16 protein-coding genes are annotated in these 13,378 nt (G+C 72.0%); 8 read left to right on the top strand and 8 right to left on the bottom strand.

The window, feature by feature from the left end; all coding sequences use genetic code 11:
• Positions 1-46: 46 nt before the first annotated feature.
• Both ACGFH8_RS26075 and ACGFH8_RS26070 read left to right on the top strand, forming a co-directional pair.
• The gene (locus tag ACGFH8_RS26075; RefSeq protein ID WP_393371860.1) at positions 47-340 is read left to right on the top strand and encodes a 4a-hydroxytetrahydrobiopterin dehydratase; all 294 of its coding nucleotides are present in this window, start codon (positions 47-49) and stop codon (positions 338-340) included.
• Complete coding sequence (locus tag ACGFH8_RS26070) at positions 337-1,491, top strand: FHA domain-containing protein (protein WP_393371857.1); 1,155 nt, start codon at positions 337-339, stop codon at positions 1,489-1,491. The genes ACGFH8_RS26075 and ACGFH8_RS26070 overlap by 4 nt, the downstream gene beginning before the upstream one ends.
• A gap of 140 nt (positions 1,492-1,631) precedes the next feature.
• On the opposite strand, the gene rocD is transcribed toward ACGFH8_RS26070, so the two are convergent.
• The 5 genes from rocD to ACGFH8_RS26045 form a co-directional block, all read right to left on the bottom strand.
• Positions 1,632-2,846, bottom strand: coding sequence for an ornithine--oxo-acid transaminase (rocD, locus tag ACGFH8_RS26065; RefSeq protein ID WP_393371854.1), 1,215 nt, complete (start codon positions 2,844-2,846; stop codon positions 1,632-1,634).
• A complete protein-coding gene (ddaH, locus tag ACGFH8_RS26060; protein WP_393372421.1) occupies positions 2,843-3,658 on the bottom strand; it encodes a dimethylargininase in 816 nt (271 codons plus the stop codon). Before ddaH ends, rocD begins: the two co-directional genes overlap by 4 nt.
• Positions 3,659-4,279: 621 nt before the next feature.
• Entirely contained in the window at positions 4,280-5,227 is a 948-nt protein-coding gene (locus ACGFH8_RS26055) for a thrombospondin (protein WP_393371851.1), read from the bottom strand.
• A 202-nt stretch (positions 5,228-5,429) separates the two neighbouring features.
• On the bottom strand, positions 5,430-5,771 hold the full coding sequence (locus tag ACGFH8_RS26050) for a hypothetical protein (protein WP_393371848.1): 342 nt from the start codon (positions 5,769-5,771) through the stop codon (positions 5,430-5,432).
• Complete coding sequence (locus tag ACGFH8_RS26045; RefSeq protein WP_393371845.1) at positions 5,768-5,938, bottom strand: hypothetical protein; 171 nt, start codon at positions 5,936-5,938, stop codon at positions 5,768-5,770. The genes ACGFH8_RS26050 and ACGFH8_RS26045 overlap by 4 nt, the downstream gene beginning before the upstream one ends.
• A 217-nt stretch (positions 5,939-6,155) precedes the next feature.
• Between ACGFH8_RS26045 and ACGFH8_RS26040 the strand changes: the two genes are divergently transcribed.
• The 3 genes from ACGFH8_RS26040 (at position 6,156) to ACGFH8_RS26030 (ending at position 8,528) form a co-directional block, all read left to right on the top strand.
• On the top strand, positions 6,156-7,043 hold the full coding sequence (locus ACGFH8_RS26040; protein WP_393371842.1) for a helix-turn-helix domain-containing protein: 888 nt from the start codon (positions 6,156-6,158) through the stop codon (positions 7,041-7,043).
• A complete protein-coding gene (locus tag ACGFH8_RS26035) occupies positions 7,036-7,236 on the top strand; it encodes a DUF397 domain-containing protein (RefSeq protein WP_393371840.1) in 201 nt (66 codons plus the stop codon). Before ACGFH8_RS26040 ends, ACGFH8_RS26035 begins: the two co-directional genes overlap by 8 nt.
• A 482-nt stretch (positions 7,237-7,718) precedes the next feature.
• Positions 7,719-8,528 (top strand): Fpg/Nei family DNA glycosylase, encoded by an 810-nt coding sequence (locus ACGFH8_RS26030; RefSeq protein ID WP_393371837.1) that lies wholly within the window; start codon positions 7,719-7,721, stop codon positions 8,526-8,528.
• Between the two features lie 260 nt (positions 8,529-8,788).
• Here the strand turns inward: ACGFH8_RS26030 and ACGFH8_RS26025 are convergent, their stop codons facing one another.
• Positions 8,789-9,691, bottom strand: a complete 903-nt coding sequence (locus ACGFH8_RS26025; protein ID WP_393371835.1) for an aminoglycoside phosphotransferase family protein — start codon at positions 9,689-9,691, stop codon at positions 8,789-8,791.
• A 19-nt stretch (positions 9,692-9,710) separates the two neighbouring features.
• On the opposite strand from ACGFH8_RS26025, the gene ACGFH8_RS26020 reads away from it, so the two are divergent.
• Together ACGFH8_RS26020 and ACGFH8_RS26015 are read left to right on the top strand one after the other, a co-directional pair.
• Positions 9,711-10,562, top strand: coding sequence for an LLM class flavin-dependent oxidoreductase (locus ACGFH8_RS26020; RefSeq protein WP_393371834.1), 852 nt, complete (start codon positions 9,711-9,713; stop codon positions 10,560-10,562).
• Entirely contained in the window at positions 10,559-10,984 is a 426-nt protein-coding gene (locus tag ACGFH8_RS26015; protein ID WP_393371832.1) for a nucleoside deaminase, read from the top strand. The genes ACGFH8_RS26020 and ACGFH8_RS26015 overlap by 4 nt, the downstream gene beginning before the upstream one ends.
• A gap of 28 nt (positions 10,985-11,012) precedes the next feature.
• On the opposite strand, the gene ACGFH8_RS26010 is transcribed toward ACGFH8_RS26015, so the two are convergent.
• Entirely contained in the window at positions 11,013-11,492 is a 480-nt protein-coding gene (locus ACGFH8_RS26010) for a MarR family winged helix-turn-helix transcriptional regulator (protein WP_393371830.1), read from the bottom strand.
• Positions 11,493-11,593: 101 nt separating this feature from the next.
• Between ACGFH8_RS26010 and ACGFH8_RS26005 the strand changes: the two genes are divergently transcribed.
• On the top strand, positions 11,594-12,490 hold the full coding sequence (locus ACGFH8_RS26005) for an NmrA/HSCARG family protein (RefSeq protein WP_393371829.1): 897 nt from the start codon (positions 11,594-11,596) through the stop codon (positions 12,488-12,490).
• Between the two features lie 19 nt (positions 12,491-12,509).
• On the opposite strand, the gene ACGFH8_RS26000 is transcribed toward ACGFH8_RS26005, so the two are convergent.
• Positions 12,510-13,358, bottom strand: coding sequence for an arylamine N-acetyltransferase (locus tag ACGFH8_RS26000; protein WP_393371826.1), 849 nt, complete (start codon positions 13,356-13,358; stop codon positions 12,510-12,512).
• Positions 13,359-13,378: the final 20 nt, after the last annotated feature.

The following is a 13,378-nucleotide window of genomic DNA, read 5'->3' as shown; positions in this document are numbered from 1 at the left end:
GGTGGCGTGTCCGGCTCGTCGGCCGCGCCACCGGTAGGGTCTGCTCATGGCAGACCTGCTCACCGCGGACGCGGTGCGAGAAGAGCTGGGCGGGTTGCCCGACTGGTCGGGTGACCCGACCGGTATCGGTCGTACGGCCCAGCTCGGCAGTTTCCCGGCCGCCATCGCGGTGGTGGACCGGGTGGCGGCGGTGGCCGAGGAGCTTGACCACCATCCCGACATCGACATCCGATGGCGGACCCTGACCTTCCGCTGTGTCACGCACTCGGCCGGTGGGGTCACCCACCGGGACATCGAGCTGGCCCGGCGAATCGACGACATCGTCCGGAGTGCGGCATGAGATTCGAGATCAGCAAGGTTCTGGATGCCATCGAGGGTCGGGTCTGCACGGACCCGTCGCTGGCCCGCGCGGTGCTCGACCTGGCCGAGGTGATCCGCTACCAGGACATCGACGGCGGCCGGCCGGCCAGTCTGCTGCGACTCGGCATGGTCATCGACGCGCTCTCCCGCGAGTTGGAGGAGGACAGCGTCCAGGTCTACGCGGTCGTACACCGGGCTCTGCTCTCCGACGCCGATCTGACGTCCAACGAGCGGATGGTGGTGCGTCGCTGGGCCGACGACGGGCTCGTCGAGGTGCTCGACAATCCGGGTGACCGGATGTTGGAGGTGGCCGACCTGCTCGGGTTGCCGGTGCTCAGCCGGGTCCGCTTCGACGGGCTGCGGGGGCGGTTCCCGTGGCTGGTCGAGCAGCCCGGTCGGGTGGTGGCCCCGGTGCCGGGCGCCGGCGGGCCGGCGTTCATCGCGCACGTCGGCGGCGGGCACGCCCCGGTCGCCGGCAAGCGCTCGCCTACCGGGGCGAAGCTGCTGGCCCGACAGTGGCGCTGCCCGGAGTCGGGTTGCGCGCTGTTCGGCGGCGGTGGTGGGGGTGGCGCGTTCGCCGACCTGGCCGGGGGCGCCGACCGCAGCCCGGCCGCGCAGCCACCGCCCGCGCTGCGCAACGGCGTGCCGACCTGCCCCCGACACGGGGCACGCCTCGGCGACGGCGGTCCCCGACCCCGGAGCGAGGTGCTCGCGGTGCGCGTCGGCGGCCTGGTCCGGCGGCGGTTCGTGCTCACCGAGGAGCAGCCGATCGTGGCCGGCCGGGCGCCCGAGCAGGACGGCGGGATCATGCTCGGCCAGTGGCTCAACGACGAGGCCCGGCGGTGGATCAGCCGTGGTCACGTCCAGTTCGAGCTGCGGGTCGGCGAGGTCATCGTGACCGACGTCAGCACCAACGGGTCCGGCATCCGTCCGGCCGGCTCGATGACCGAGTCGGACCGCGTTCCCCTGGCCCCGCAGCAGTCCCGGGTGCTCGGTGAGAACGACATGGTGGAGCTGTACCCCGGAGTGCAGATCGGCCGTGCCGAGGAGCTGCCGACCGGCGCCCCGTTCACCCCCACCTCGGTGATGGCCGAGGCACCGACGATGGCGATGCGCCTACCCCGCCCCTAACCCTGCCCCGCCCCCGCCCCCGCGCCCCGGCCTGGCCCGGTCCCGGCCCGAACCCCGGTTGATCATGGAGTTATTGCCCGGCACTGCGGCGTGTCGTGGCAATAACTCCATGATCAACGCTGGTTCGGCGGGGCGGTGCGTCAGCCGGCGAGCACCTCGGCCAGCGTCGCCACCGCCAGGTCGATCTCCTCCTCGGTGATGACCAGGGGCGGGGCGAGCCGGATGGTGGAGCCGTGGGTGTCCTTGGCGAGCACACCACGGGCGGCGAGCCGCTCGCACGCCTCCCGCCCGCTCATCAACGCCGGGTCGATGTCCAGACCGGCCCACAGGCCACGGACGCGTACCCCGACCAGGCCCTTGCCGACCAGCCCCTCCAGGCCGGTCCGCAGCCGCTCACCCAGCTCGGCCGAGCGGCGCTGGAACTCGCCGGTGGCCAGCAGCCGGACCACCTCGATGGCGACCGCGCAGGCGAGCGGGTTGCCGCCGAAGGTGGAGCCGTGCTGGCCGGGCTTGAGCACGCCCAGCACGTCGGCGTTCGCGGCCACCGCGGAGACCGGGATGATGCCGCCGCCGAGCGCCTTGCCGAGCAGGTACATGTCGGGCACGACGCCCTCGTGGTCACAGGCGAAGGTCTTGCCGGTACGCCCCAGACCGGACTGGATCTCGTCGGCGATGAAGAGCACGTCGCGGTCGGTGCAGACCTGGCGTACACCCGGCAGGTAGCCCTCCGGTGGCACCACCACGCCCTGCTCGCCCTGGATCGGCTCCAACAGCACGGCCACGGTGTTCTCGTCGATCGCGGCCGTCAGGGCGTCCAGGTCGCCGTACGGCACGACCGTGAACCCCGGGGTGTACGGCCCGAAGTCGGCGCGCGCGTCCTCGTCGGTGGAGAAGCTCACGATGGTGGTGGTCCGGCCGTGGAAGTTGCCCTCCGCGACCACGATGTTGGCCTGGCCGGCGGGCACGCCCTTGACCTGGTAGCCCCACTTGCGGGCCACCTTGATCCCGGTCTCCACGGCCTCGGCCCCGGTGTTCATCGGCAGCACCAGGTCCTTGCCGCACAGCTCGGCCAGCTCCCGGCAGAAGTCGGCGAACTGGTCGTGGATGAACGCCCGGCTGGTCAGCGTGAGCCGGTCCAGTTGTGCGTGCGCGGCGGCGATGAGCTGCGGGTGCCGGTGGCCGAAGTTCAGCGCCGAGTAGCCGGCCAGGCAGTCCAGGTAGCGCTTGCCGTCCACGTCGGTGAGCCAGGCGCCCTCGGCGGACGAGATCACCACCGGCAGCGGGTGGTAGTTGTGCGCGGTGTACTTCTCCGCGTCCCGGACGGCGGACGGGGTCCGCAGCATGTCCTCGATCACTTGCTTGCCTTTCCCTGACGGAGTCGCAGCGTGCAGCACTTCGGTCCGCCGCCGGCCTTACGCAGCTCGGAGAGGTCGACACCGATGGTTTCGTAGCCCCGGTCGCGCAGCTTGGCGGCCAGGTCGGTGGCCTGCGCGGGCAGCACGACGTGCCGTCCGTCGCTCACCGCGTTCAGCCCCAGCACCTCGGCGTCGGCCATGGTGGCGTGCACCGCGTCGGGGAAGAGCCGGCGCAGCACGGCCTGGCTGCCGGGAGAGAACGCCTCCGGCAGGTACGCCACGGTCCGCTCGTCGAGCACGGTCAGCGCGGTGTCCAGGTGGTAGAAGCGGGGGTCGACCAGTTGCATGGTGATCACCGGGTAGCCGAAGACCTCCTGCAACTGGGCGTGCGAGGCGTGCGCCGTGCGGAAGCCGGTGCCGGCCAGCAGGTGGTCGCCGGCCAGCAGGACGTCGCCCTCGCCCTCGTTGACGTGCTTCGGGTCGTACATCTCGAAGCCCGCGTCCTCGAACCAGGCCCGGTAGGCCGGCGCCTCGTCGGCGCGCTGCGGGTCGCGGAACTGCACGGCCATCGCCTTGCCGTCGATCACGGTGCCACCGTTGGCGGCGAAGACCATGTCGGGCAGGCCGGGCACCGGAGTGATCTCCTCGACGGTGTGGCCCAGGTCAAGGTACGTCTGGCGGAGCTTCTCCCACTGCCGGACGGCGAGCGCGGCGTCGACCGGGCCGCTCGGGTCCATCCAGGGGTTGATCGCGTAGTCGACGGCGAAGTACGTCGGCCGGCACATCAACAGGCGCTGGCTGGTGGCGTCCATCGTCATTGTCCTGCTCCCAGGGGTTGGGCGCGCCCGGCCACCGTGGCCCACGGGCTGGCGCCGTGGCTCAACGCTATGCGGCCCCAGCGGCAGGATCCACCACCGAGAGTTGCGCAGACCGAACATTCATTGCGTGTCAGCGGTCAGCAGGAGCGATTCGTTGTGTCAGCGCGTGCCGCGCCTGGCGCACGGGCCGTGATCGGGGCGCGGGCCGTGGTTAGGGCGCGGGCCGTGGTGGGGTGCGGGTCGTTGGTCGGGATGCGCGGGCCACGCCCGGCGCGCGGGCCGTGGCCGGGGTGCGCGGGCCGTGGTCAGGGTGCAGGCCGTGGTCGGGCGCGGGCCGTTGGTCGGGGGTGCGCGGGCCATGGTGGGGTGCGGGCCGTGATCGGGATGCGCCGGCCGTGATCGACTCGGGTTGCAGGAAAGCGCGGTGTCGGAGCGGCCGGGACACCCCGAGTTTCCGGAAGCTGAGTCGATCACGGCCCGGAAAACACTTCAGGGGCGGCGAATCGCCGCCCCTGAAAGGGTGTTGCCCGGCCGGTGAACCACCGGATGAGATCGGGCTGCCGGCGAACCGCCGGTTATTTGCCGGTGCATCACCGGCGAGCGGAACAGTGCCCGCTAGAAACGATCGACAAACTGTGAGTCAAGCCACTCCCGGAAGCGTGCCACCCAGTCGCCGTCGGTGGTCGGCCAGTCGAACTGCCCGGTCATCGCGAGCACCCCGATCACCACCGCGGCCAGGCCGATCAGCACGCCGAAGAGCGCGTCGGTCTTGCCGGCGACGTGCCGGCGGCGGGTGGCCATCAGGCCGAGCACCGCGAGCACCGCGCCGAACGCGCCGAGCCCGATGCCGTACCCGGCCAGGGTGCCGGTCAGCACGAACAGCGCACCGGCGACGGAGACGATCAGGCCGAGAGTGGCGAGCAGGCTGGCTCGCGGCTTCGGGCCACGGGTCACCGGCGGCTCCGGCGTGGTCTCACCCGGGGTCGGGTCGACCGGGCGGCCGGTGGTGACCCCGTCCGTCGCGTCGGGCCGGCGGGTGGTGGTGTCGAGGTCGGCGTCCCGTTCGGCGGTGCGCGCCAGGGTCGGGGCGGTGCCGGTGCGGGACTCGGTCTCCAGCGGGCCGGCGGTGCGGGACTCGGTCTCCAGCGGGCCGGCGGTCCGGGACTCGGTCTCCGCCGCCCGGCCGGTCCGGGACTCGCTCTGCGGACGGGCGGTGCCGGGCCGGGCCTCGGTCACCACTGGGCGTGCGGTGCCGGTGCGGGGCTCGCCGTCGATCGGGCGGGCGGTAGCGGCTCGGGCCACCGCGGCCCGCTCGGCGGCACGTCGCTCGGCCTCGCCGAGCTGGCCGCTGGGCGCGGCGGCACTGCGGTACGTCGTCTGGTCGGCGTCCCGGTCGGTGACCACCGGCCGGCCGGCGACGTCGTCGGACCGGCCCGCGTCGCTGGCCGCCGTGCTGTCCCGGCCGGCGACCTGGGTGTCGCGGCCGTCAACGCGGCCGTCGAGGTTCTCGTCCCGCGTCGGTGCCGGCTCGGACCGGCGGGACAGCGAAGGAATCCTGACCACTACACACCTCCTGATAAATGCGTGGTGGCCGATGGAAGGGGTGGCACCCACGCGGTTCCGTCCTGAATTACCCACCTGGGCGTTTCCTGACACCAATCCCGGGTACGGGGCCCCCACGCTCGGGCCGTGAGCCCCCACGCCCGGGCCGTGACCGGGCCTCAGCGGTGATCAACTCGGTTTGCAGGAAGTCGGGGTGTCCGGCTCACTGGGACCGCCCGGTTTCCTTGATGCCGAGTCGATCAGCGCCGGCGATGCCGAGTCGATCAGCGCCGGGCCGCGCCGACCTGTTCGACCTGGGCGCGGGCGTGGCCGGCGGAGGCGCGGCAGGGAGCAACCGCACCCCGGCCTGCTGCACGAACACCTCCCGCCTGTCGACGGCCAGGCCCTTGCCATTCAGTACGTAGCCCGTCAGCCAAACCCATCCGTGGTACGTCGGACGCGGATCGACACTCACCAGCCGAAGGCGCAGCGCCCGCTCGCCGGAGAACTGCACCGAGCACGCCCCGCCGATCAGCAGCAGGTCGCCGGGCTTCCACTCGGTCATGTCGGCCAGTGGCCGCGATTGATCGGGATGCGGTGGCGGGCCCGGCAGGGCAGTTCCGCACCGCAGCGGCACACGGTGCGCCAGCGCACCCAACTCCACACGGGCCGGTGTCGACGGGCGAAGGTCAGCGCGGTGACCAAGAGGTATTCGTTGTACGACACGCGCATGGCGGTGTCCTTCCACGCAATAACGGTCTTGTGCTGACGCTATTCCCGATGCTGTTTCATGGGAGGTGCCAACGCGTGACAGCATGTTCCACGCTGGCCACCTTGTGCAATCCGCACCGCCGCCCTAATGTCAGGCCATATTGACGCACGAGGAATGGAAAAGAATTGCGTACGGGGCGAAACGTTCGATGTTGCAGGAGGGACGCGGTGATGTTGCATGACGGATGAAACAAGCGGGTCCACGGTCCCTCGGCGGCAGCTCGGACGGCTGCTCACGCAGCTCCGTGAGGATGCCTCGGTCTCGCTGGACGCCGCAGCCGACGCGCTGGACTGCTCACGGCAGAAGGTGTGGCGCATCGAGAAGGGGTTGGTCCCCGTCCGCGTGGTGGACGCCCGCGCGATGTGTGCTCTCTATCGGGTGCCCGAGGCCATGGGCGAGATTGTTGCCGGGCTGGCGAAGGAGATTCGCGCCGGGGGCTGGTGGCATTCGTACGGCGATGTCGTCCCGTCGTGGTTCTCGCTGTACGTCGGGCTGGAATCCTCCGCCTCGACCCTGCGCCAATATGACGCCGAGTTAATTCCCGGACTCCTACAAACCCGGGAGTACGCCAGCGAGCTGTTCCGCCGGAAGAACCCGACGATGCGGGAGGAGGATCGGGAGAAGCTGGTGGAGATCCGGCTGCAACGGCAGGGCATCCTCGTGCGCCGGCTGCCCACCGCTCCCACCCTGCGGGTCGTCCTGAGCGAGGCCGTGCTGCGGCGCACGATCCCCGACCGCCGGGCGATGGCGCAGCAGTTGCGGCACCTGCTCGACGTTGCCGCGCTGCCGACGGTGAGTCTGCGGGTCCTGCCGCTCGCGGCCGGGCCGCCGTTGGCCAGCGAGAGTGGCACCTTCGTCCTGCTGGACTTCCCGCAGGCGTTCGGGAGGGCGTCCACCGAGCCGACCACCGTCTACGTGGAGAACATCACCGGGGCGCTCTATCTGGACAAGTCGGCCGAGGTGGCCGCGTACGAACATGTCTGGTCGGACCTGGAAGCCCTCGCCCCGAGTGAGGCAGAATCAGAGAAAATGATCACTTCGATCATCGAGGAGCATCATGACTGACCTTTCCGGTGCGACCTGGCGCAAGAGCACCCGCAGCGGCGGGAGCGGCGGCAACTGCGTCGAGGTGGCCGACAACCTGCCCGGCGTCGTGGGCGTACGCGACAGCAAGGACCCGACCGGCCCGGCGCTGGCCTTCGCTCCCGCCACCTGGGCCGCGTTCGTGGGCGGCATCCGCGCCCAGCGTTGGAGCTGACCGACCCCTCCACCCTGATCGACTCGCCTTCCCGCAAGTCGGGCCGTTCCGCCCACCTGAACACCCCACCTTCCTGAAACCCGAGTCGATCTGCGGGCCCGGGGGACGGCGTCGACCTGCGGAGCGGGAGGCACGCGTCGACCTGCGCGGCGAAGGCTCGCGTCGTCGACCTGCGCAGCGAGGGCCCGCGTCGACCTGCGCGGCGGCGGGGCCCGGGTCGACCTGCGCGGCGGTTGGGTCCGGGTCGACCTGTGGGGCGGCGGGGCCCGGGTCGACCTGCGCGGCGGTTGGGTCCGGGTCGACCTGTGGGGCGGCGGGGCCCGGGTCGACCTGCGCGGCGGTTGGGTCCGGATCGACCTGTGGGGCGGCGGGGCCCGGATCGACCTGCGCGGCGGCGGGGCCTGGGTCGACCTGCGCGGCGGCGGGGCCCGCGTGGATCGGTGCGCGGCCCGGTCGGGCGGCGCTGGCTATCCTTGGCGCTTGTGCCAGAGGGACACACGATCCACCGCCTGGCGGCCCGGCACGCCGAGCTGTTCGCCGGGGACAAGGTGCACGCCGCCAGCCCGCAGGGTCGCTTCGCCGATGGCGCGGCCCGGCTCTCCGGCATCGTGTTGGAGGGCACCGAGGCGTACGGCAAGCACCTGCTACACCACTACGCCCCTGAGCTGACCCTGCACGTGCACCTCGGGTTGTACGGCAAGTTCACCGACGGGTCGGGGGAGCCGCCCGAGCCCGTCGGTCAGGTGCGCTTGCGGCTGGCCAGCGATCGACACTGGCTGGACCTGCGGGGGCCCACCGCCTGCGAGCTGATCACCCCACCCGAGGTGGCCGCACTGCGGGACCGCCTCGGACCGGATCCGCTGCGTGCCGACGCCGACCCGGAGCGGGCGTACCGGAGGATCTCGCGTAGCCCGACACCCCTCGCGGCGCTGCTGCTCGACCAGTCGGTGGTGGCCGGCACCGGGTTGATCTTCGTGACCGAGGCGCTGTTCCGGGCCGGACTGCCGCCGACGATGCCCGGCCGCCGGCTGGGACGCGCCGGCTGGGACGCGCTCTGGACCGACCTGGTCGGGCTGATGCGGCTCGCGGTCGCGCACGGCCGGATCGACACCGTGCGGGACGCGCACCTGCCGGAGGCGATGGGCCGGGCGGCCCGGGTGGACCGGCACGGTGGCGAGGTGTACGTCTACCGCCGCCCCGGCGCGCCCTGCCACGTCTGTGGCACCGAGGTCAGCCGCGGTGAGCTGGCCGGGCGCAACCTCTACTGGTGCCGTACCTGCCAGGCCGGTTGATCCGCCGAAGCCGGCCCCGTCACACGCTTGATCGTGCTGCAACGGGGTTGCCGGCCCCCGCCCCGCGCTTGATCGTGCTGCAACAAGGTTGTAGTGGCCTCCCGGCGCGCAGATACCACGACAACAATGATCGAGCACGATCATGGGCTGGTCGCCCGGGAGTGGGCGCGATCATGGCTTGGTCGCCCAGGTGCGGACACGATCATGGGCTTGGTCGCCAAGGATCGGGCGTGACCACCCGCTCGATCGCCCAGCGTGCGTCACTGCCCGTCGAGCAGCCAGCGGGCCACCTCGATCTGGTGCGGGAAGACGCCGTCGTCGGCGACGCTCCAGGCCAGCGTGTGCCCGATCGTCCAACCCCACACCCGATCCCGGTCCAGTCCGAGGTCGGCGCTGAGCCGGCGCAGCCGGTGCCGGACGGCGGCCGGTGAGTGGCCCAGCTCCGGACCACGCACCATCGACACGACCGAGAACTCACGTTCGCCGGTCAGCGGCTTCGGGTCGATCGCCAGCCACGGTTCCCGGTCGGCGGCGAGCACGTTGCCGGCGTGCAGGTCCTGGTTGACGAGCACCTGCTCGCCCTGGCTCGACACCAGAGCGGTGAGCAGGGCGAGCGCCGCGTCCAGCAGCCGCCGCTCGTACGGGCGGCCGGCCCGCTCCCAGGCCCGGGGCATCCGGTCGATCCAGCCGGCGGCCTCCTCGGCGAGCGGGGTGAACGGTGTGCCAGCGGGTCGCCAGAGCCGGGGGAGCAGCCCGGTCACCACGTCCAGCGCCCGGTCCATCGGCAACTCGTGCAGCGGACTGCCGGGCCGGCAGCGCTCCACGAGCAGGGCGCGTCGTTCCGGATCGTGTGCGAGCAGCCGGATCGCGCCGTCGCCGTCCCAGTGGGCCAGCGCGTCGGCCTCGTGCCGGCTGTCGTCCGGGTACTGGAGCTTCAGCACCGTAGCCGTGCCGTCCGGTAGGTCCGCCGGAAGCGCCAGCGAGGCGTGGGCCTGTCGGAAGGGTGGGCCGAGTCGCAGCGACCACCGCTCGGCGCACTCCGCCAGCCGCGTCGGGAGGGTGGCGAGCCAGGCCCGACCGGCCGGTGTTGCGCCTACCCAGTCGAGGCCCTCGGGCAGCTCCATCCGGCCATCCTGGTGCAGGGCGTTCCCACGCTCGTCCACAGTGGCTAGCGTATGGCCCGTGGAGATCGGCGTGAACGTCCCGAACTTTGGCCCGGGCACCGACCCCGACGTGCTGCGACGGTGGGCGCAGACGGTCGAGGGCCTCGGGTTCGACCTGCTGATGGTCTCCGACCACATCGCGGTGACCCCGGACGTGGCCCAGCAGTACCCGACGCCGTTCTACGAGCCGTTCACCACGTTGTCCTGGCTGGCCGGGATGACCCGCCGGGTCCGGCTGGGCACCACGGTGCTCATCGTCCCGTACCGGCACCCGCTGCTCACCGCCCGGATGGCGGCGAACCTCAACCGGCTCAGCGGCGGCCGGCTCGTCCTCGGGGTCGGGGTCGGCTGGGCCCGGCAGGAGTTCGAGGCGCTCGGCGTGCCGTTCCAACGGCGCGGCGCGTTGACCGACGACCATCTGCGCGCGATGCGCGACGCCTGGCAGGACACCGACGACTACGACAGCCCGGCGATCCCGATCTGGGTCGGCGGCAACAGCGACGCGGGCATGCGTCGCGCCGTTCGACTCGGCGACGCGTGGCATCCGCTGCGTCTCACGCCCGGCGACCTCGCGGACGCGGCCGGGCGCCTCGGCGCCGTCGCCGACGAGCTGGGCCTTCCCGCGCCGGCGCTGGTGCCGCGCATCGCGCTGCAGGAGACCCGCGATCCGGTCACCGCCCCGGACCGGCTCGCCGGTGTCGGCACCATCGAGCAGATCATCGCCGACCTCGACCAGATCCGGCTGCTCGGCGCGGAGGCGGTGGTGCTCGACCCGTTCAACGGTGACCTGGCCGAGATCCGCCAACCCGAACGCGCCTGGCGGACCCTCGCGGCCGTGGCCGCGTACGCCAAGACCCAGGAGGTTCGATGACGCCCGACGACGAGAGGTTTCTCCGCCGTGCCGTGGAGATCGCCAGCCAGGCGGGGGCTGCCGGCGAGCGGCCGTTCGGTTCGTTGCTTGTCGGCGCGGACGGCACGGTCCTGATCGAGGACCACAACACGGTGGTCTCCGACTCGGACATCACCGCCCATCCGGAGCTCAAGCTGGCCCGCTGGGCCGCCCGGGAACTCGCGCCCGACGTGGCCGCCGGCACCACCATGTTCACCAGTTGCCAGCCCTGCCCGATGTGCGCGACGGCGATCGACCGCTCCGGGCTCGGGCGTGTGGTGTACGCCCTGTCCGGGGAGCAGTTCGAGGAGGTCAAGCCGGCCACCCCGCCGCTGCCTCCGGTCCGCTACGAGGGGCCGGCGCTGTTCGACGAGGCGCGTCAGCCGATCGACGACTACTACTGATCGGACCGGTAAGGGCTGCCGTCGCGGCTCAGTCGGGCTTCGGCCGGGAGCGCAGATAACCCATCTGGGCGTGGCTCAGGTCGTGTGCGCGCGCCAGGTGGCGGGTGATCACCTCAAGCTCCTCGTCGGTGTGGTCGTCGAGGATCGCCTGCCAGGACTGGCCGAGGTCGTCCCAGACCGCCGTGACCCGGTCGACGCGCTCCGGCACGGGGCTGACCAGCACCCGGCGGCGGTCCTCCCGGTCGGGCGTGCGTTCCACGTAGCCACCGCGTTCCAGTCGGTCGACCAGGCGGGTGGCCGAGCCCGTGGTCAGGCCGGTCATCTCGGCGATCTCTCGCACCGTGCGCGGACCCGGCGCCGCGGTGAGCAGGCTCAGGAACTGCACGTCGGTCGGATGGAGGCCGAGGTGGTCGGCGATGGCCTGGTTGAACAGCACATACGAGGCCAGATAGCGACGGGACGCCGTCGACAACTCCTCGTACAGCCGGGCCCGACGCGGTGGGGTCACCCACATCACCTCCGAATTAGTTGCGCGACGCAGCGATTCTTCCTAGTCTGCTGCGTGGCGCAGTTAATGCGTCACGCAGCTATCTTACCTCAGGAGGACTCATGCTCACCGTTGCCGTCAGCGGTGCCACCGGAGCGCAGGGCGGGGCCACGGCCCGCGCCCTGCTGAAGGCCGGCCACCGGGTACGCGCGCTCACCCGCCAACCCACCTCCCCGGCCGCCGACGTCCTGCGCGATCTCGGCGCCGAGGTGCGCCGAGCCGACTTCGGCGACCGCGCCTCCCTGGACGCCGCGCTCGCCGGAGCCGACTCGCTGTTCGCGGTGACCACCCCGTTCGGCACCGACCTGGCCACCGAGGTCCGGCACGGCACGGCCCTCGTCGACGCCGCGGCAACCGCTGGCCTCGACCACGTCGTGCTGACCACTGTCGCGCACGCCGACCGGGGCACCGGCGTCCCGCACTACGAGAGCAAGTGCCTCGTCGAACGGCACCTGCGCGACTCCGGCGTGCCGTGGACGATCATCGCGCCGGCGGCGTTCATGGACAACTACGCCAGCGGCTGGACCCTCGACGGCCTGCGCGAGGGCGTCTTCGCGTGGCCGATGCCCGCCGACCAGCCGCTCGCCCTCATTCCGGCGATCGACATCGGCGCGTTCGCCGCGCTCGTGCTGGGGCGCGCCGGCGAGTTCGCCGGCCGTCGGATCGACATCGCCTCCGATCAGCGCACGCCCGCGGAGATGGCCGAGATCCTCGCCGGTGCCATCGGCGCCGCTATCGAGCACCGGCGGGTGCCCCTGGCCCGCGTACGACAGTGGTCCACCGACCTGGCGGCGATGTTCGCGTACTTCACCGATGTCGGCCTGCACCTCGACGTTGTCGGACTGCGTCGCGACTACCCGGAGGTCGGCTGGCACGGCTTCGCCGACTGGGCCGCCGCCCAGGACTGGACCACGCTGCTGTCCACCGCGCCCCGCGACCACGCGTCGTCCACGTCCTGACGAGGGCCGCCGCCCAAACTCAGGACGTGTTGCGGACGCGTGCGCGCCACAGGTCGTCCTGCGCGCCTGCCTTCTGCCAGAGGCGCGCGACGCCGTCCGGGCCGAGGTCGTCGAGGGGGACGAGGAAGTGCGTGGCAAGCGTCCGGGCGAATTCGTCGACGTCGGTGATCGTGTGGGGGGCGCTGGCGTCGGCGCCCAGCCGGCGCAGCGTCCGGGACAGCAGGATCAGGGTCTGGTCGGCGGTCGGCCGGGCGGCCATGAGTGTGGTGACGTAGGCCGAGGTCGGGGACGTGGACATGTCCCGGGAGTGGGCGGCGAAGTCGGCGATGTCCCGTGGCCGGAGGCGGAAGTCGTAGGAGGCGATGGTGCCGCCGGGGTGGTGGTGGAAGCGCCAGGTGTCCGGGTCGAGCCGCTCGAGCCGGTAGGTCAGGCGTCCCCGCACGTGCGGGCCCTCCCGTAACGGCAGTGGCTGGACGAACCCGTCGCCGATGCCGGCGTCAGCCAGCCAGCGTCGATCGTCGAGGTCGACCAGGAGCGCGTTGTGGTTGCCCCACATCGCCTCGCCTCGGGTCGCGCGCAGGACCGCGGCCTCCACCATGGTCACCTGGAAGCCGGCCAGACGCAGCAGCATGGCCAGACCGGCGTTCTGCTCGTAGCAGTAACCGCCGCGCCGACGCCGCACGAGCTTGTCGAAGAGGGCCTCCGCGTCGAGGGCGATCGGCCGGCCGAGCTGGATGTCGAGATTCTCGTACGGCACGGTCTGCCGCCAGTCCTGATGCAGGGCGAACAGCGTCTCCACATCGGCTGCCACGCGCCCGTGGTGGCCGATCCGGTGCAGCATCTGGGTCAATGCCCGTTCTGTGGTCATCGGCGGACTCCTAAGTGATA

This window comes from Micromonospora sp. NPDC049175 (assembly GCF_043197345.1).
Classification (GTDB): domain Bacteria; phylum Actinomycetota; class Actinomycetes; order Mycobacteriales; family Micromonosporaceae; genus Micromonospora.
This window is presented reverse-complemented; position numbering and strand designations above follow the sequence as displayed.